Here is a 17,940-nt window from a genome sequence, read left to right on the forward strand (position 1 = left end):
AAATAACCTGTTACAGGTTAGCTGAAGGTCTCGCGCAGCAGGCCGGCAAACGCATCCCGTGCCAGGTGGCGTTGGGTGTCCTTGTGCCAGAACAGCAGGTTGTCCACGGCCTGCAATTCGTCAAACCGGTACGACGCCAACTGATCGGCCTGCTCATAGCGCGCCAGGATGCCCTCCGGCGCCAGGGCCACGCCAATACCGGCACTCACACAACCAATGATCGTGCCCCAACTGGCATAGCTGGCGACGGTCGGCTTGAAGGCGTGGGGTTTGAGCCAGTTTTCCAGCGCCGCCCGGTAAGGGCAGCCCGGCGGCCACACCAGCAGGGTGCGCCCGGCGAGGTCCTCGGCACTGTGGATCGGCGCGCTGCAGGCGCTGGCGATCAGCACCAGGCGTTCGCTGTAGACCACGCTGTGTTCGAGCTTGGCGCGCGGGTTGCTGGCAGCCACCAGGGCGACATCCAGGCGATGGTGCTGCAGGTCGTCGAGCAACTGGGCCCAGGAGCCGGTCACCAGCTCCAGGCTGACGTCGGGGTAGCGTCGGTGATATTCGGCCAGCAGCGGCGGCAGGCGGCCGCTCGCGCTGGACTCCACCGCGCCGATGCGCAAGGTGCCACGGGGAATCGCGGTGGCGTCCACCGCGCGCTTGGATTCGTCCACCAGCGCGAGGATGCGCTCGCAGTATTCCAGGAAAATTTCACCGGCGGCACTGATGGCCAGCCCGCGTCCGGAGCGGATAAACAGCGGCGTGCCCAACTCGCTTTCCAGCTGCTTGATGCGTGTGGTGATGTTGGAGGGCACGCAGTGCAATTGCTGTGCGGCCTGGGCCACGCTGCCGGTTTGCGCCACGGCTTGCACCATTTTCAGTTGGGCCAGTTCCATTGCTCAGTTCCGCTGATTTCAGAAGTCAGAAACACTTAATTGTCCTACGAGGCGCACGGGCCAAGACTGACGCAATCCCTTCGCAGTTTCTGGACGCCATCGATGAAAACCCCGTCACCCGTGAAGCTTACGCTAGTCATTGCCGGCGTGATCCTCTGTTGGGCTTTTTCGCCGACTGGCGTGCACATGGGCCTGCGCAGCTACAGCCCGGGCCAACTGGCGTTGCTGCGGTTTCTGATTGCCTCGGTGTTCATGGGCGGTGTGGCGCTGGTGGTGGGCATCGGCCGGCCGCGCCTGCGGGATGTGCCCTGGTTGCTGGTGTTGGGTTTTTTCGGCGTGTTCCTGCACCACATGAGCCTCAATGCCGGGCAGCAATGGGTGACGGCGGCGGCGTCCAGCGTATTGGCGCAGTCGGTGCCGCTGTTCAGCGTGCTCATTGCGTTTTGCTGCCTGAAGGAACGCGTCAGCGCCTGGCGTTGGGGCTGTGTGCTGCTGGGCTTGCTGGGGGTGCTGGTGGTGATCTGGGGCGACCTGGGCGTGGGCGATGTCGACCCGCGCGGGTTGCTGATCCTGCTGGCGGCGCTGTCATGGAGCGTGTATTTCGCCATCCAAAAACACTATGCCCACCGCTACAGCCCGTTGACCGTGGCGTGCTACATGGTGTGGTCGGGCACCCTGATGCTCTGCGTCAACCTGCCGGGCCTGCCAACCGCCGTGATGCGGGCGCCGTTGCAGCAGAACCTGGCGGTGCTGGTGCTGGGTATTTTCCCCAGCGCCTTGGCCTACCTTGCCTGGGGCTATGTGCTCAAGCATGTCGAGGTCAGCCGTGCGTCGGTGGCGATGTATCTGATCCCGCCGGTGGCGATGGTGATGGCCGCGACGCTGCTGGGTGAACGGATCACCCTGCAGGTGGTGCTCGGCGGCGTGATTGTGTTGGCGAGCGTGGCGGCCATCAGCCTGGAGGGGCGTTGGCGCTCAGTCGTTCAGGCTGAACGCGCGCAAGCGGTGACCGTCGGGGTCTTGGGCGACGAAGGTGTAGCCGAAGTCCACGGCGGTCGGTGACTGCAGGATCGGCGCGCCGCGCTCTACCCATTGATCGTGCAGCGCCCTGACGGCGGCAGTGTCAGCCAGGGCAAAGCCCACTTCGCCGCCCCCGCCGGTGGCCGTGGCGGCCGGCTGCACGGTGTGGCGCGACCACAGGCCCAGCTTCACGCCGTTGTCGAGGATGAACAGGGCAAAGGTCGGATTGAGCTCCACGGGCGGCTTGCCCAGCAGGCGGCTGTAGAAATTGGCGCTGGTGGCCGGGCTGTCGACATACAGCAGGAAGTAATGGGCGAGGGTGTTCATGCAGGCTCCTTGGGGTACGAACGTTGAGTGGCGCCGAGTCTATAAGGCAGCCCTGTCAGTTCCTGTCAGGAGTGTGCAGCGGCACCGGATCCTCGCCGGTGTACAGCTTGATGATGTCGTCGATTTCGCCGGACATCTTCATGTGCAGCAGCGCGCGCAGAATTTTTTGCACCGGTACGGTGGGGTCATTGCGCACGACGCAGCCGAGGTCTTGCTCATTAATCACGGCCACCTTGTGCAGCCGTTGGCCGATCGGCATTTTTTGGTTGAAGCGGTCGACGCTCCATTCGTTGCTCGCCGCGTAGGTGTAACGCCCGGCCACCAGTTTGTGCAGCACCTGTTCTTCGCTGCGTGCATCGTCCCGGCTGAGCTGACCGTTGGCAAACAGCGGATCGAGGATGGCATAGCGATAATTGAGCACCGTGCCGATCGACTGTGGCGCCAGCTTGAGTATCTGTACCGGCTGGCTGCGGGTACTTACCAGTACGTTGCGCTGCACCATCAGCGGCACGCTCCAGATGTAATCGCCCGACAGGTTATCGACCCATGACGGCGTGACGTAACAGCGCACGTCAATTTCACCATGGGCCACGGACGCGGCGATCCGTGCGCGTGCCAGTACCTGGAAGTGCGCCGGATGGCCAACGTGGGTGGCCAGGCTCGACATCAAGTCATACACAATACCCTGGGTTGGCCGGCCATTATCCAGTTGCACCATGGGCATCGCCCAACTGTCGGACACCGAAAAGCGCAGCGGTGCAGGCGCCGCAAGGCTCGCCGTGGTGATCATCCATAAAGCGCCCAGGACTACGCGCATATTCTCTCCGGGTTCAGGCCTTTGCAGGCCACTGCGCAGAGCTTAGTCAGATTAGACGAGCGTGCCGGATGCAATTTCCCCCTTGCTCCGCTAGCATTACGGGCTTCCGCTTCCCAGTTGCGACGGTTTTCGATGAGTTATCAGGTTCTTGCACGTAAATGGCGCCCGCGCTCGTTCCGCGAAATGGTCGGCCAGACCCATGTGCTCAAGGCTCTGATCAATGCCTTGGACAGCCAACGGCTGCACCATGCCTACCTGTTCACCGGCACCCGTGGGGTGGGCAAGACCACTATTGCGCGCATCATCGCCAAGTGCCTGAACTGTGAAACCGGCATCACCTCGACGCCCTGCGGCACCTGTTCGGTGTGCCGGGAAATCGACGAAGGGCGTTTCGTCGACCTGATCGAGATCGACGCTGCGAGCCGCACCAAGGTCGAAGACACCCGCGAACTGCTCGACAACGTGCAGTACGCGCCGAGCCGCGGCCGCTTCAAGGTCTACCTGATCGACGAAGTGCACATGCTGTCCAGCCATTCCTTCAACGCCTTGTTGAAAACCCTGGAAGAGCCGCCGCCCTACGTCAAATTCATCCTGGCCACCACCGACCCGCAGAAGCTTCCTGCAACGATTCTGTCGCGGTGCCTGCAGTTCTCTCTGAAAAACATGACCCCCGAGCGCGTGGTCGAGCATTTGACCCACGTGCTGGGCGTCGAGAACGTGCCGTTCGAAGACGACGCACTGTGGCTGCTCGGCCGCGCCGCCGATGGCTCGATGCGGGATGCCATGAGCCTCACCGACCAAGCCATCGCCTTTGGTGAAGGCAAGGTCATGGCCGCCGATGTGCGCGCGATGCTCGGCACCCTCGACCACGGCCAGGTGTTCGACGTGCTGCACGCGCTGATCGAAGGTGACGCCAAGGCGTTGCTTGAAGCGGTGCGCCACTTGTCGGAACAGGGCCCGGATTGGAACGGCGTGCTGTCGGAAATCCTTAATGTGCTGCACCGCGTTGCCATCGCCCAGGCCCTGCCGGAAGGGGTCGACAACGGTCATGGCGACCGCGACCGCGTATTGGCCCTGGCCCAGGCGCTGCCGGCCGAAGATGTGCAGTTCTACTACCAGATGGGTCTGATCGGTCGCCGCGACCTGCCGCTGGCGCCGGACCCGCGGGGTGGCTTCGAGATGGTGCTGCTGCGGATGCTGGCCTTCCGGCCTGCGGACTCGGCAGACGCACCGAGGCAGCCGCTAAAGCCAGTGGGGATCAGCCAGGCCACAGTTGATTCCGCCAAACCAGTGGCTGGCGCGGCGGTCGTCGCGCCAGTGGTTGCTGCGCCTGCCCCGGCGCCTGCGCCTGTCGCGGCGGCGCCGGTGGCCGAGCCTGCGCCGGTTATCGAAGCCGAGCCCGCGCCTGTCGTCGACCTGCCGTGGAACGACCCGGTAGAACCCGAGCCCGAACCCGGAGTCGAGCTGCAACCCGCCGTGGAGCCCGTGCTGGAAACCACCGGCGAGCAGCCCGAGCTGACGCCAATGCCTGCGCCGACCCCGGACAGCGCAGTGCCGGCCGCGCCGGAGTGGGTGTCGGCGCCGGTGCCCGAGCCGACCGTGGCCCAGGTCGATAGCGCCACGCCGGGCATCGACCTCGATGACGACGAGCCGCCGCTGGACGAAGACTACATCGAGCCGGACATGGATTCGGCCTACAGCTACCTGGACGACCTGGCCAGCGAACACACCGCCGAGCCTGCGCCCGAGCCCGAGCCTGAACCCGCTGCGGCCCCGGCCACCGGCCTGGCGTTGCAATGGCTGGAACTGTTCCCGAAACTGCCGATCTCCGGCATGACCGGTAGCATCGCCGCCAACTGCACGCTGATCTCCATCGAGGGCGACCACTGGTTGCTGCACCTGGACCCGGCCCATAGCGCCCTGTTCAACGCGACCCAGCAACGCCGGCTCAATGACGCGCTCAACCAGTACCATGGGCGCACGCTGACCATCGCCATCGAGTTGATCAAGCCCGAGCAGGAAACCCCCGCCCAGGCCGCCACACGCCGGCGCCTCAACCGCCAGCGCGAGGCTGAAGAGTCGATCCACGGCGATCCGCTCATCCAACAAATGATGCAACAGTTCGGTGCGGTCGTCCGCCACGATACTATTGAACCTGTCGAAGCCCCGGTGCCCCAGGCGTCATAACACCGGGCTATTAACTGATCCACGAACGTTTGAGGTGATTCCCATGATGAAAGGTGGCATGGCCGGCCTGATGAAGCAGGCGCAGCAGATGCAGGAAAAAATGGCCAAGATGCAGGAAGAACTGGCCAACGCCGAAGTCACCGGTAAAGCCGGTGGCGATATGGTCAGCGTGGTGATGACCGGTCGTCACGACATCAAGCGCGTGAGCATCGACCCAAGCCTGCTCGAAGGCGTCAGCGATGACGACCGTGAAGTGCTGGAAGACTTGTTCGCCGCCGCCGTCAACGACGCCGTGCGCAAGATCGAAGCCAACAGCCAGGACAAAATGTCCGGTGTGACCGCTGGCATGCAGCTGCCACCGGGCATGAAGCTGCCGTTCTGATCGGCAGTCTGCGCTAAGCTCCAATGCCAGGCCTCGTGCCTGGCATTTTTTTTGTCTGCCGGTGATCGCTCCAGCAGGTGGGAACGATCTGAACCCCAACCACCTGATGATGGTCTGCACCCTGTACCGATGAATTCGATAAAGGAGCCCCTTCATGCCTCAAGAACCGACACTCAACCAGCGCATCGTCCTGGTCTCGCGCCCTCACGGCGCGCCCACCCCGGAAAACTTCCGCCTGGAGCGCGTGAGCCTGCCGGAGTTGGCGGACGGCCAGGTACTGCTCAAAACGCTGTACCTGTCCCTCGATCCCTACATGCGTGGGCGTATGAGCGATGCCCCGTCCTACGCCGCACCGGTGGAAATCGACGAGGTAATGACCGGGGGCGCTGTCAGCCGTATCGAACAGTCGCGTCATCCTGAATTCGAGGTGGGCGACCTGGTGGTCGGCGCCACCGGCTGGCAGAGCCACAGTATTTCCGACGGCCGCAACCTGATGCCGGTGCCCAAAGGCCTGCCCAGTCCGTCAATGGCCCTGGGTGTGCTGGGCATGCCTGGCATGACTGCCTACATGGGCCTGATGGACATCGGTCAACCCAAGGCCGGCGAAACCCTGGTGGTCGCCGCGGCATCCGGCGCGGTGGGCTCGGTGGTGGGCCAGGTGGCCAAGCTCAAGGGCTTGCGTGTGGTCGGCGTCGCGGGCGGCGCCGACAAGTGCCGTTATGTGGTGGATGAGCTTGGCTTTGATGCCTGTATCGACCACAAGAGCGCGGAGTTTGCCGATGAGTTGGCCCAAGCCTGCTTCAACGGTGTGGACATCTACTTCGAGAACGTCGGTGGCAAAGTATTCGACGCCATAGTGCCCTTGCTCAACTCCAAGGCTCGCATTCCCCTGTGCGGGCTCATCGCCGGCTACAACGCCCATGAGGCGCCCAGCGGGCCTGATCGCTTGCCGGCCTTGCAACGTACCCTTTTGACCAAGCGTGTGCGGATCCAGGGCTTTATCGTATTCGACGACTACGGCGACCGTCAGCCCGAGTTCCTCAGCGCCATGGCGCCTTGGGTACGCGACGCTAAGATCAAGTTCCGCGAAGACGTGGTCGAGGGCCTGGAGCGCGCGCCCGAAGCCTTTATCGGTTTGCTCGAGGGGCGCAACTTCGGCAAGTTGGTGGTGCGCGTCGCCCAGGATTGAGGATTTGACGCTAATCCGGGGCGCGGGTATAAACCGCGTCTCGTTGTTTTGTCGGACCATTGCCCCATGAGCTTCAGCCCCCTGATTCGCCAACTGATCGACGCCCTGCGCACGTTGCCCGGCGTCGGCCAGAAAACCGCCCAGCGCATGGCGCTGCAACTACTGGAGCGCGATCGCAGCGGCGGTTCCCGGTTGGCCCAGGCCCTGAGCCAGGCCATGGAAGGTGTGGGCCACTGCCGCCAGTGCCGCACCCTCACCGAAGAAGAACTCTGCCCGCAATGCGCCGACCCGCGCCGCGACGACACGCTGTTGTGCGTGGTGGAAGGGCCGATGGACGTGTACGCGGTGGAGCAGACCGGTTATCGCGGGCGCTACTTTGTGCTCAAGGGCCATCTGTCACCCCTGGACGGCCTGGGCCCGGAGGCTATCGGCATTCCGCAACTGGTGGCGCGGATCGAAGAGCAGGGCACCTTTACCGAAGTGATCCTGGCCACCAACCCGACCGTGGAAGGTGAAGCCACTGCGCATTACATCGCCCAACTGCTGAGCAACAAAGGCCTGATCACGTCGCGCATCGCCCATGGCGTGCCGTTGGGCGGAGAGTTGGAGTTGGTGGACGGCGGCACCCTGGCGCACTCGTTCGCCGGTCGCAAGCCGATCGCGCTCTAGCGGACACTGCAGGGCTAAAAATGTGGGAGGGGGCTTGCAGTGTTAGTGAGATATATGTTGTCCGCGATGTCCTCAGCCCGGCCACTCGTTAACGTTCAGTCAACGCAAACTGCGTCAGGCAAAAAGTCGGAATCCCCATATCTTCCAAGCGCTGCGAGCCGCCCAGTTCCGGCAGGTCAATAATCGCCGCCGCTTCAAAGACCTTGGCGCCCATGCGCCGCACCAGGTTCGCCGCTGCGATCAAGGTTCCGCCGGTGGCGATCAGGTCATCGAAGATCAGCACCGAGTCACCTTCGCACAGGCTGTCGGCGTGCACTTCCAGGAAGGCTTCGCCGTACTCGGTCTGGTAACCCTCGGCCAGCACATCGGCCGGCAGCTTGCCCTGCTTGCGGAACAGAATCAGCGGCTTGTTCAGTTGGTAGGCGATGATCGACCCGATCAGGAAACCACGCGCATCCATGGCGCCGATATGGCTGAAATCGGCTTCGACATAACGGTGGGCAAAGGTGTCGGCCACCAGGCGCAGGGCCTTGGGCGATTGGAACAACGGCGTGATGTCACGGAAGATCACCCCAGGCTTGGGGAAGTCGATGACAGGGCGGATCAGGGATTTGATGTCGAACGAATCGAAGGTCATCGTCGAAGAGTCCTGGGAGGAAAACGGACTCGGAGTATACCTGCGGCCTCGCTGCTTGGCGCGGCCGCAGATGTCTGGCTCAGCCTTCCAGAGAGCCGCCGGCCAGCGCGCACAGCTGGATCGGATCGAGGATGTGCACTTCCTTGCCTTCGGCGGCCAGCAGTTCGTTCTGCTGGAAACGGGTAAATACGCGGGACACGGTTTCCACCGCGAGGCCCAGGTAGTTGCCGATTTCGTTGCGCGACATGCTCAGGCGGAACTGGTTGGCCGAGAAGCCACGGGCACGGAAGCGCGCCGATAGATTGACCAGGAAGGTGGCAATGCGCTCATCGGCGGTTTTCTTCGACAGCAACAACATCATTTGCTGGTCGTCACGAATTTCGCGGCTCATCACGCGCATCAACTGGCGGCGCAGTTGTGGCAGTTGCAGGGCCAGTTCGTCGAGGCGTTCGAAGGGAATTTCGCATACCGATGTGGTCTCCAGCGCCTGGGCCGACACCGGGTGAATCTCGGTGTCCATGCCCGACAGCCCGACCAGCTCGCTGGGCAGGTGAAAACCGGTGATCTGTTCTTCGCCGCTGTCGCTGAGGCTGAAGGTTTTCAAGGCGCCCGAACGTACTGCATAGACGGAATCGAATTTGTCGCCCTGGCGAAACAGAAACTCGCCTTTTTTCAGCGGGCGACCACGTTTTACGATGTCGTCCAGCGCGTCCATGTCTTCCAGATTCAATGAAAGTGGCAAGCAGAGCGGGGCCAGGCTGCAATCCTTGCAGTGGGCCTGGCCGTGAGCGCGCAGTTTGGCTGGCTCGGACATTTCTTAAATCCTTGTGGGAAAACACACATAAGACGTAAGGGTAACGCACAGTGAGGGGGTGAGGCCAGCCTGTACAAAAAAACGCGGTCGGTATAAAGATCCGCAAAAAACGGCCGATAGTCTGCTATCGACTCTTCATTCACGGGCTAAATTGATGCTTTCTTTCAATACTAATCTCGCAGCCAGCGTCAGCATCCCAGCGGCTCAGGCCACTAAAGACGACGCTGTGAAAGAGAAGGATGACGTGACGGGTGTGGCGGAAGTAGCCAAGCCTGGCGTTTCGGTAACGATTTCCGGTGCCGCAATGAAAGCCGCGGCGGCGCAGAAAACCTCCAACAACGATATTGATGACAGTGGCCTGGCAGACAACGTCAAGCAACTGCTGAAGATGATTCGCGACATCAAAAAGCAGATCGCCGAGAAACAAGCCGAAATGGCGGCCGTGATGGCCGACAAGAACCTCAGCCCTGAACAGGCCAGGGCCAGGCTCGCCGGCCTGCAATCGGCCTTGAGCGGCTTGCAGGCCGGCTTGACCAGTGCTCAGGCATCCTTGGCCAAGGCGATGAAGGATATGAGCGCCGGCGATGCGATCAAGGCCTCCGGCCTGGCGATGAAATAGCCGCGCTTAGATCACCCGCGAAAACCGCTGCCGGTTCTGGTGTTCCAGGTACGTATCGAACACCATGCACACCGACCGCACCAGCAAGCGCCCGGCAGGCAATACGCGAATGCCCTGGGCGTCGAGCTCGATCAGGCCGTCGGTGGCCATGGTCTCCAGTTGCGGCCAGATCTCGTCGAAGTACCCGCGAAAATCAATGTTGAAGGCCTGTTCGATGCGTTCGAATGCCAGGCTGAAATTACAGATCAACTGCTGAATCACCTCCCGCCGCAACCGATCGTCCGTGGTGCAGACCAAGCCACGGCTGGTGGCCAGTTGCGCGCCGGCCAAGGTGTTCTGGTAGCCGTTGAGGTCGCTGCTGTTCTGGCAGTACAGGTCGCCGATCTGGCTGATTGCCGACACGCCGAGCCCGATCAGGTCGCAGTGACCGTGAGTGGTATAGCCCTGGAAGTTGCGTTGCAGGGTGCCTTCTTCCTGGGCGATGGCCAATTCGTCATCGGGCAGGGCGAAATGGTCCATGCCGATGTAACGATAGCCGGCCAGGGTCAGTTGCTCGATGGTGGTGTGCAGCATCAGCAGTTTTTCGGCGGGCGACGGCAGGTCGTCGGTGTTGATGCGCCGCTGGGGCATGAAACGCTCCGGCAGATGCGCGTAGTTGAACACCGACAGGCGGTCCGGTTGCAGCTTGATCACTTCTTCCACGGTGCGCGCGAAGTTGATCGGCGTTTGCTTGGGCAGGCCGTAGATCAAGTCGATGTTGATCGAGCGAAATTGCAGGGTGCGCGCCGCGTCGATCACCGCGCGGGTTTCCTCCAGGCTTTGCAGGCGATTGACCGCCCGTTGTACCTCGGGGTCGAGGTCTTGCAGGCCCACGCTGATACGGTTGAAACCCAGCTCGCGCAGCAGGCCCATGGTGGCCCAGTCGGCTTCGCGCGGGTCGATCTCGATGCCGTAGTCGCCGGAATCATCCTCAAGCAAATTGAAGTGCTGGCGCAGGCAGGCCATGACCTGGCGCAATTCGTCGTGGCTGAGAAAGGTGGGGGTGCCGCCGCCGAAATGCAGCTGTTCAACCGGCTGTTTCGGGTCGAGGTGGCAGGCCACCAGTTGAATCTCCTGCTCAAGGCGTTGCAGGTAGGCGTGGGCGCGACCACGGTCCTTGGTGATCACCTTGTTGCAGGCGCAGTAGTAGCAGATGTTCGCGCAGAACGGCACATGCACATACAGCGACAATGGTCGCACGGCCTTGCGGCTTTCGCGCAGGGCATGGAGCAGGTCGAAGGTGCCGACCTGGCTGTCGAATTGTACGGCGGTGGGGTAGGACGTGTAGCGCGGTCCTGCCAGGTCGTAGCGATGAATCAGATCGGTATCCCAACGAATGGCGTCGAGCATGCGGGCGTCCCCCGGATAGGCTAGTGGGCCGAGTCTAGGGGCTGTGCGGGGCAGGCACCTTGATTTGCATCAACAGGGAGCGGCGCTATGCCACATGGCCCTTTAGTGGCCCATTAGCCAGTGCTGATGCGGCCCCGGCAAGGTCCATATGCCAAACACCATCACCAGCAAGCCACCGGCCATACGCACACTGCGTTTACGCAAGAGTGCGGTCACGCGTTCGGCCGCGAGCCCTGTCGCCAGCAACACTGGCCAGGTGCCCAGGCCGAACGCCAGCATCAGCAGCGCACTGTTCAGCGCATTGCCCTGGCTCGCGGCCCACAGCAGGGTGCTGTAGACCAACCCGCACGGCAACCAGCCCCACAGCGCACCCAGCAGCAAGGCGCGCGGCAGGCTCGACACCGGCAGCAAACGGTTGGCGACGGGCTGGATATGCCGCCACAGGCCGCGCCCGAGGCTTTCGATGCGGGTGAGGCCGCTCCACCAACCGGCCAGGTACAGGCCCATGCAAATCAGCAACAGGCCGGCCAGCACGCGCATGAACATCGCCGCCGGGCTATTGGCCACGGCCCAGCCGGCCAGGCCGATCAACAGCCCGGCGGTGGCATAACTGAAGATGCGCCCCAGGTTGTACGCCAGCAGCAGGCGAAACCTGCGGCGTCGTTGCTCCTTGGGAATGGCCAGGGTCAGCGCGCCCATCAGCCCGCCGCACATGCCCAGGCAATGGCCGCCGCCCAGCAAGCCCAGGATCAGCGCGGAGACCAGCAAGGGGGCCAATTCAAGCATGGGGCGGGTCTTGGGGCTTGGGCGGTTGTTCGGCGCTATTGGCTTCGTCGACGGCGGCCAGGTGGTTAGGGTCCTGGTCATCGAACAGCACGCTGTGGGCCGGGCCGTCGAGGTCGTCGTACTGGCCGCTGTCCACGGCCCAGAAAAAGATGTAAATGGCGATCGCCACGATCAGCAGCGCCGCTGGAATCATCACGTATAAAGCTGGCATCTGCACTCCATGCCCGCGCGGCTCACGCCGGCAGCGGGCGGGTGATTGAGGGGGCGCCGCCTGCTGGCGCGCTCGGCAGGCGAGTCAGGCGCAGGGCGTTGAGCACCACGGTCAACGAACTGATGGACATGCCGACCGCCGCCCAGATGGGGGTGATCCAGCCGAGGGCGGCAAACGGCAGCATCAGGCCATTGTATAGACCCGCCCACAGCAGGTTTTCAAGAATCACTCGTCGGGTGCGCCGCGCCAGGCTGAAGGCCTGCACCAGGGCGTCGAGGCGGTTGGACAGCAGCACCGCATCGGCGCTGGTCTTGGCCAGGTCGGTGGCCGAGCCCATGGCCACGCTGATATCGGCGGCGGCGAGTACCGGTACGTCATTGACGCCGTCGCCGAGCATCAGCACCTTGCGGCCTTCCTTGTGCAGTTGTTGCAGCACCTGCAACTTGTCATCGGGGCGCAGGCCACCGTGGGCCTCGTCGATACCCAGCTCAAGGGCGACGCTGGCGACCATCGGCGAGCTGTCCCCCGACAGCAGCAAGGTACGCCAGCCGCGTGCCTTGCAGGCGGCGAGCAGGGCGGGGGCATCGCTGCGCAGGCGATCGTCGAGTACGAACCAGGCGAGGGCGCCGTCGCGGTCGCCCAGCAGCAGCCATTGCCCGGCGTCGTCCGGTGAAGCAGGGGCCGGGCAACCACTGAGTTCACACACAAAACCCGGCTGGCCGATGCGCAATAAGCGCCCGCCCACACAACCCTCCAGGCCCAGGCCCGGGGAGCTGAGTACCTCATCGGCGGCCAGCGGCGCGCGGCCAAAGGCTCGGGCAATCGGGTGTTCCGAGCGGTTTTCCAGGGCGGCCGCAAGGCTCAGGCAGCGGTCGCTGCTCAGTTCGCCCAACGGCCGAATCGCCCGCAGTGCCAAGCGGCCCTCGGTGAGGGTGCCGGTCTTGTCGAAAATCACCGTGTCGATCTGGTTCAGGCCTTCCAGCACATGACCGCGAGTCAGCAGCAGCCCGAGTTTATGCAGGGTCCCGGTGGCGGCGGTGAGGGCCGTCGGCGTGGCCAGGGACAAGGCGCACGGGCAAGTCGCGACCAGCATGGCCAGTACGATCCAGAATGCTCGCGATGCATCCAGTTCCCACCACAGCAGGCCGATCAGCGCGGCGGCGATCAGCGAACACAGCAAGAACCACTGCGCGGCGCGGTCGGCGATTTGCGCCAGGCGCGGCTTCTCGGCCTGGGCCCGTTCCAGCAGGCGCACAATGGCGGACAAACGCGTCTCATGGCCCAGGGCGCGCACTTGGACGGTCAACGGGCCCTCGACATTCAGGGTGCCGGCCGTGACCGCATCACCGACCTGACGCGGTTGCGGCAGGTACTCGCCAGTGAGCAGCGATTCATCGATGCTGGACTGGCCGTCGAGGATCACACCATCCGCCGGCAGCACCGCGCCCGGATGCACCAGTACACGGTCGCCCAGGGCCAGTTCGCTCAACAGGATGCGCTCGCTCTGGCCATCGGCCTGCACGCGCAGGCACGAGGCGGGCAACAGGTTGACCAACTGCGCAGTGGCCGCCGCCGTGCGCTCGCGGGCACGCCGTTCCAGGTAGCGCCCCGCCAGCAGGAACAGCGCAAACATGCCCACCGCATCGAAGTAGAGTTCGCCGACACCGGTGATCGCGGTCCAGATTCCCGCCAGATAAGCCCCGCCAATGGCCAGGGAGACCGACACGTCCATGGTCAGGTGGCGCGTGCGCAAGTCGCGCATGGCGCCCTTGAAGAACGGCGCGCAGCTGTAGAACACGATGGGCGTGGTCAGAAACATCGCAACCCAACGCAAGATGACGTGCAGTTCCGGGCTCAGGTCGATATTGAATTCGGGCCAGGTGGCCATGGTCGCCATCATCGCCTGGAACCAGAGCAGCCCGGCCACTCCGAGTTGACGCAGGGCCAGGCGGTTTTCGCCGGCCAGTTGCTCGGCGGCGCGGTCGGCTTGATACGGGTGAGCGGCGTAGCCGATATGGCGCAGTTCACTGAGCACCTGGCTCAGTGGCAGTTGCCCGTCGGCCCAACGCACTTGCAGGCGATGGTTGGACAGGTTCAGCCGCGCCTCGGCCACGGCGGGCAGGCTGCGCAGGTGTTTTTCGATCAACCAGCCACAGGCGGCGCAGCTGATGCCTTCCATCAGCAGGGTGGTTTCAGCCAGTTCGCCCTGGTGGCGCACGAACGGTTTTTGCACGTCGGCGCGGTCGTACAGCGCCAGTTCGTCCACCAGTTGCACCGGCAGCGTTTCGGGGTTGGCCGAGGCTTCGCTGCGGTGCTGGTAATAGCTTTCCAGGCCGCCGGCGACGATGGCTTCGGCGACTGCCTGGCAGCCCGGGCAGCAGAGCTCACGGCGCTCGCCGAGGATATCGGCGGTGAACCGGCTGCCCGGCGGAACGGGCAGGGCGCAGTGGTAGCAGGGAGTTGGGCTGGTCATTGGTTTGGATCTTGGTTGGCTGGGAGGGCCTCATCGGGGGCAAGCCCCCTCTCACAGGGGAACGCATTCCAACTGTGGAGGGGGGCTTGCCCCGGATGCGCGAAGCGCGGGCTTTTACTTCTTGAGGTCTTCGGCCCCTTGCAGCGGCTCGTCGCCCAGCAGCAAGTCCTTGTCGTGGCTGACCTCTTCTTCTTCGAACAGGCGCCAGGTCTTGTCGCCTTCCACCCCCAGCAGTTCCACGAAGCGGCGGCCTTCGACCTTGTCGGTGACCTGGCCGATGTAGCGGCCGGGTTCGCTGTCGCTGCGGGCCAGGTTGATCTTGCGATCCTTCTCCGGCTGGGTCGGGGAAATCAGATTGAGTTCCAGGGTGGTCGGGTTGCTGTAGCCGGTGAGGTTCAGCTCGACTTCACCGGTCAGCTCATCCAGATGCAGCTTGGCGCGCAATTGCAGGGTCTGGCCCAGGCGTTCGCGGTCCAGGGAGCGGTTGATGCCCTTGCCGGCCTCGTAGTAATTGTCGTTGACCAGGTTGTCCGGGTTGTTCACCGCGATGGTTACCATGGACAAGGTCAAGGTCACCGAGCAGGCGAGGATCCCAATGATGATCCAGGGCCAGAGGTGCTTGTACCAAGGGCTTGCGGCAGTGGTTGCGGGCATTCTCGTGTTCCCTGTTTAACGAACTTGTGGGCCGATGAACCGGCTCTTGGCTTCAATATGGACGCTGGTGTCATCGGCATCCTTGAGGATGAAGGTCACCTCGTTGGTACTCGACGGCAGTTGTTCCGGCGCACTCGACAGCTCCACCGGCATGCTCACGATATCCCCGGCGGCTACTTTGATTTCGCGTCGGCCTTGCAGCTTGAGGTCCGGCAGGCCGGCGGCGTCGAGCACGTAGGTGTGGTCGCGCTGGTCTTTGTTCATGATCTTCAGGCTGTAGACGTTTTCGATACGGCCTTCGGCGTTTTCGCGGTACAGCACGCGGTCTTTGCTCACGTCGAAACCCACCAGTGAACGCATGAAAAACGCGGCGGCCAACAGGCTCATCATCGCCAGCAGCACCAGGGCGTAACCGATCAGGCGTGGGCGCAATTTGTGGGTCTTTTGCCCCGACAGGTTGTGTTCGGTGGTGTAGCTGATCAGGCCGCGCGGGTAGTCCATCTTGTCCATGATGTTGTCGCAGGCGTCGATGCACGCGGCGCAACCGATGCACTCGATCTGCAGGCCGTCACGGATGTCGATGCCGGTGGGGCACACCTGTACGCACATCGTGCAATCGATGCAGTCGCCCAGGCCCTGGGCCTGGTAGTCGCTACCTTTTTTACGCGGGCCGCGCAGTTCGCCACGGCGCGGGTCGTAGGACACGATCAGGGTGTCTTTGTCGAACATCACGCTCTGGAAACGGGCGTATGGGCACATGTAGATGCACACCTGTTCGCGCAGCCAGCCGGCGTTGCCGTAGGTGGCGAGGGTGAAGAAACCCACCCAGAAATACGACCAGCCGTCGGCCTGGCCGGTGAAGAAGTCGAACACCAGTTCGCGGATCGGCGAGAAGTAGCCGACAAAGGTCATGCCGGTGACAAAACCGATCAATAGCCACAGGGTGTGCTTGCTGAATTTACGCAGGAACTTGTTGGCGCCCATCGGTGCCTTGTCCAGCTTGATGCGCTGGTTGCGGTCGCCTTCGGTGACTTTTTCGCACCACATGAAGATCCACGTCCACACGCTTTGCGGGCAGGTATAGCCGCACCACACGCGCCCGGCGTAGACCGTGATAAAGAACAGGCCAAACGCCGCCACGATCAGGATGCCCGACAGCAGGATGAAGTCCTGGGGCCAGAAGGTCGCGCCGAAAATGAAGAACTTACGCTCCGGCAGGTTCCACCATACGGCCTGGTGGCCACCCCAGTTCAGCCACACCGTGCCGAAGTAAAGCAGGAACAGCCCGGCGCCGCCGAGCATGCGCAGATTGCGGAACAGGCCGGTGAAGGCGCGGGTATAGATCTTCTCGCGCGCGGCGTAGAGATCGACCGTTTTACTCTCGGTTTTGGCAGGCGGGGTAACGTCATGTACCGGTATTTGGTTGCTCATCATTGCATCCCACGGCGGTGGAGATTTGCCTCGGCCAGTACGTGCCAACCGGGGTCAAATTAAGGGTCTTGCAGTGGCTTAATGATACGCCCCCGATGGTACGCCAAGGGTGCGACCTTTGGTCGCGTTGGGGGAAATCAATTGATGGTGTACGTGATCTGGATCAATTGACTTGGGAAGTATGGACGGTTTTGGCGGGGCAAGCCTTCAAAACACCAAGGATCCAATGTGAGAGGGGGCTTGCTCCCTCCCACATTTGTCTTTCTGTATTTCTTAAGTAATGGTCAGCCTTACTGGCCCTCAGCCTTCTTGTCCCCATGGGACAAGCTGTACACATACGCCGCCAACAAATGCACTTTGTCGTTGCCTTGCAGTTGTTCCTGCGCCGGCATCTGGCCCTGGCGGCCATAACGGATGGTCTGTTGCAGTTGGGCGAAGCTTGAGCCGTAGATGAACGCACCGGGGTGGGTCAGGTCGGGCGCGCCCATGGCGGGGGTGCCTTTACCGGCCGGGCCGTGACAGGCCACGCAGTTGGCGGCGAAGAGTTTTTCGCCGTTGGCCACGTCAGCCTTGGCGCCTTCCGGCAAGGTGCGACCGTCGAGCTTGGTCACCACAAAGCCTGCTACGTCGGCCACGCCTTGCTCGCCGATGACTGCGGCCCAGCCCGGCATCACCGCATGGCGGCCTTTCATGATGGTTTCCTTGATGGTGTTCGCCTCGCCACCCCAGCGCCAATCGGCGTCGGTCAGGTTGGGGAAACCGTAGGCGCCCTTGGCGTCGGAACCGTGGCACACCGAGCAGTTGGAGGCGAACAGGCGGCCACCCATCTTCAAGGCTTGCGGGTCCTTGGCCACTTCTTCAATCGGCATCGATGCGAATTTGGCGAAGATCGGCCCGAACTTGGCGTCCGACCTGGCCATTTCCTTTTCCCATTCGTGTACGCCGGTCCAACCGGTCTGGCCGTTGGCGAAAGGGGTCTGTTTTTCGGTGTCGAGGTAGTTGTAGCCCGGCAGCAGGCCTTTCCAGTTGCCCAGGCCCGGGTACAGCACCAGGTAGCCAAGGGCGAAGATGATGGTGCCAACGAACAGCATGAACCACCACTTGGGCAGTGGGTTGTCGTACTCCTCGATGCCGTCGAACGAGTGGCCGACGGTTTCGTCGGTTTGTTCGGCGCGCTGGCCCTTGCGGGTCGACAGCAGCAGCCAGGTCAGGGCGAAGATGGTGCCCAGGCTGAGGACTGTGACGTACAGACTCCAGAACGTAGTCATTCTTTGTTACTCCTAGAAGCTCGCTCGACGTGCTTGATGGCTTCGGGATCATCCGCAAAGGGCAGCAAGGTCGCGTCTTCAAACTCCGACTTGCGCTTGGGGCTGAACACCCACAACGCCAGACCGATAAAAGCCACCATCACGACAACGGTGCCCAGGCCACGAATCATCCCGATATCCATGAAG

19 protein-coding genes are annotated in these 17,940 nt (G+C 62.9%); 6 read left to right on the forward strand and 13 right to left on the reverse strand.

Features of this window, described 5'->3' with window-relative positions; all coding sequences use genetic code 11:
• Nucleotides 1–17: 17 nt before the first annotated feature.
• Complete coding sequence (locus tag AB4N98_RS19940; protein ID WP_065878174.1) at nt 18–881, reverse strand: LysR family transcriptional regulator; 864 nt, start codon at nt 879–881, stop codon at nt 18–20.
• 102 nt (nt 882–983) lie between these two features.
• Between AB4N98_RS19940 and AB4N98_RS19945 the strand changes: the two genes are divergently transcribed.
• Nucleotides 984–1,943 carry a DMT family transporter gene (locus tag AB4N98_RS19945; RefSeq protein ID WP_460148878.1) on the forward strand — a complete coding sequence of 320 codons (960 nt, stop codon included), beginning with the start codon at nt 984–986 and terminating at the stop codon, nt 1,941–1,943.
• On the opposite strand, the gene AB4N98_RS19950 is transcribed toward AB4N98_RS19945, so the two are convergent.
• Both AB4N98_RS19950 and AB4N98_RS19955 read right to left on the reverse strand, forming a co-directional pair.
• Nucleotides 1,857–2,228, reverse strand: coding sequence for a VOC family protein (locus AB4N98_RS19950; RefSeq protein ID WP_017527490.1), 372 nt, complete (start codon nt 2,226–2,228; stop codon nt 1,857–1,859). The genes AB4N98_RS19945 and AB4N98_RS19950 overlap by 87 nt on opposite strands.
• A 55-nt stretch (nt 2,229–2,283) precedes the next feature.
• Complete coding sequence (locus AB4N98_RS19955) at nt 2,284–3,045, reverse strand: substrate-binding periplasmic protein (protein WP_460148879.1); 762 nt, start codon at nt 3,043–3,045, stop codon at nt 2,284–2,286.
• A 132-nt stretch (nt 3,046–3,177) separates the two neighbouring features.
• On the opposite strand from AB4N98_RS19955, the gene dnaX reads away from it, so the two are divergent.
• The 4 genes from dnaX to recR all read left to right on the forward strand — a co-directional run bounded on the left by dnaX (nt 3,178) and on the right by recR (nt 7,472).
• Nucleotides 3,178–5,232, forward strand: a complete 2,055-nt coding sequence (dnaX, locus tag AB4N98_RS19960; RefSeq protein WP_068933562.1) for a DNA polymerase III subunit gamma/tau — start codon at nt 3,178–3,180, stop codon at nt 5,230–5,232.
• 43 nt (nt 5,233–5,275) lie between these two features.
• A complete protein-coding gene (locus AB4N98_RS19965; RefSeq protein ID WP_017527493.1) occupies nt 5,276–5,614 on the forward strand; it encodes a YbaB/EbfC family nucleoid-associated protein in 339 nt (112 codons plus the stop codon).
• 154 nt (nt 5,615–5,768) lie between these two features.
• Nucleotides 5,769–6,803, forward strand: coding sequence for an NADP-dependent oxidoreductase (locus AB4N98_RS19970; RefSeq protein WP_116079346.1), 1,035 nt, complete (start codon nt 5,769–5,771; stop codon nt 6,801–6,803).
• A gap of 66 nt (nt 6,804–6,869) precedes the next feature.
• Entirely contained in the window at nt 6,870–7,472 is a 603-nt protein-coding gene (gene recR, locus AB4N98_RS19975) for a recombination mediator RecR (RefSeq protein ID WP_017527495.1), read from the forward strand.
• Nucleotides 7,473–7,560: 88 nt separating this feature from the next.
• Here recR and AB4N98_RS19980 read toward each other — a convergent pair whose 3' ends face one another.
• Both AB4N98_RS19980 and fnr read right to left on the reverse strand, forming a co-directional pair.
• Nucleotides 7,561–8,109, reverse strand: coding sequence for an adenine phosphoribosyltransferase (locus tag AB4N98_RS19980; protein ID WP_017527496.1), 549 nt, complete (start codon nt 8,107–8,109; stop codon nt 7,561–7,563).
• 79 nt (nt 8,110–8,188) lie between these two features.
• Nucleotides 8,189–8,923: a fumarate/nitrate reduction transcriptional regulator Fnr gene (fnr, locus tag AB4N98_RS19985; protein WP_017527497.1), complete on the reverse strand. Its 735-nt coding sequence runs from the start codon at nt 8,921–8,923 to the stop codon at nt 8,189–8,191.
• Between the two features lie 154 nt (nt 8,924–9,077).
• On the opposite strand from fnr, the gene AB4N98_RS19990 reads away from it, so the two are divergent.
• Complete coding sequence (locus tag AB4N98_RS19990) at nt 9,078–9,542, forward strand: hypothetical protein (RefSeq protein WP_026067235.1); 465 nt, start codon at nt 9,078–9,080, stop codon at nt 9,540–9,542.
• A gap of 6 nt (nt 9,543–9,548) precedes the next feature.
• Here AB4N98_RS19990 and hemN read toward each other — a convergent pair whose 3' ends face one another.
• The 8 genes from hemN to AB4N98_RS20030 form a co-directional block, all read right to left on the reverse strand.
• Nucleotides 9,549–10,931 carry an oxygen-independent coproporphyrinogen III oxidase gene (gene hemN, locus AB4N98_RS19995; RefSeq protein ID WP_017527499.1) on the reverse strand — a complete coding sequence of 461 codons (1,383 nt, stop codon included), beginning with the start codon at nt 10,929–10,931 and terminating at the stop codon, nt 9,549–9,551.
• A gap of 102 nt (nt 10,932–11,033) precedes the next feature.
• Nucleotides 11,034–11,717, reverse strand: a complete 684-nt coding sequence (locus tag AB4N98_RS20000; RefSeq protein WP_017527500.1) for a sulfite exporter TauE/SafE family protein — start codon at nt 11,715–11,717, stop codon at nt 11,034–11,036.
• Complete coding sequence (ccoS, locus tag AB4N98_RS20005; protein ID WP_017527501.1) at nt 11,710–11,928, reverse strand: cbb3-type cytochrome oxidase assembly protein CcoS; 219 nt, start codon at nt 11,926–11,928, stop codon at nt 11,710–11,712. Before ccoS ends, AB4N98_RS20000 begins: the two co-directional genes overlap by 8 nt.
• A 22-nt stretch (nt 11,929–11,950) precedes the next feature.
• Nucleotides 11,951–14,401 carry a heavy metal translocating P-type ATPase gene (locus AB4N98_RS20010; RefSeq protein WP_017527502.1) on the reverse strand — a complete coding sequence of 817 codons (2,451 nt, stop codon included), beginning with the start codon at nt 14,399–14,401 and terminating at the stop codon, nt 11,951–11,953.
• A 114-nt stretch (nt 14,402–14,515) separates the two neighbouring features.
• Complete coding sequence (locus AB4N98_RS20015; protein WP_017527503.1) at nt 14,516–15,055, reverse strand: FixH family protein; 540 nt, start codon at nt 15,053–15,055, stop codon at nt 14,516–14,518.
• Nucleotides 15,056–15,070: 15 nt separating this feature from the next.
• Entirely contained in the window at nt 15,071–16,486 is a 1,416-nt protein-coding gene (gene ccoG / locus AB4N98_RS20020; RefSeq protein WP_460148880.1) for a cytochrome c oxidase accessory protein CcoG, read from the reverse strand.
• A gap of 290 nt (nt 16,487–16,776) precedes the next feature.
• The gene (gene ccoP, locus AB4N98_RS20025; protein WP_017527505.1) at nt 16,777–17,754 is read right to left on the reverse strand and encodes a cytochrome-c oxidase, cbb3-type subunit III; all 978 of its coding nucleotides are present in this window, start codon (nt 17,752–17,754) and stop codon (nt 16,777–16,779) included.
• Nucleotides 17,751–17,936, reverse strand: coding sequence for a cbb3-type cytochrome oxidase subunit 3 (locus AB4N98_RS20030; protein ID WP_248078070.1), 186 nt, complete (start codon nt 17,934–17,936; stop codon nt 17,751–17,753). Before AB4N98_RS20030 ends, ccoP begins: the two co-directional genes overlap by 4 nt.
• Nucleotides 17,937–17,940: the final 4 nt, after the last annotated feature.

The sequence above is a fragment of the Pseudomonas sp. S3_E10 genome (assembly GCF_054667615.1).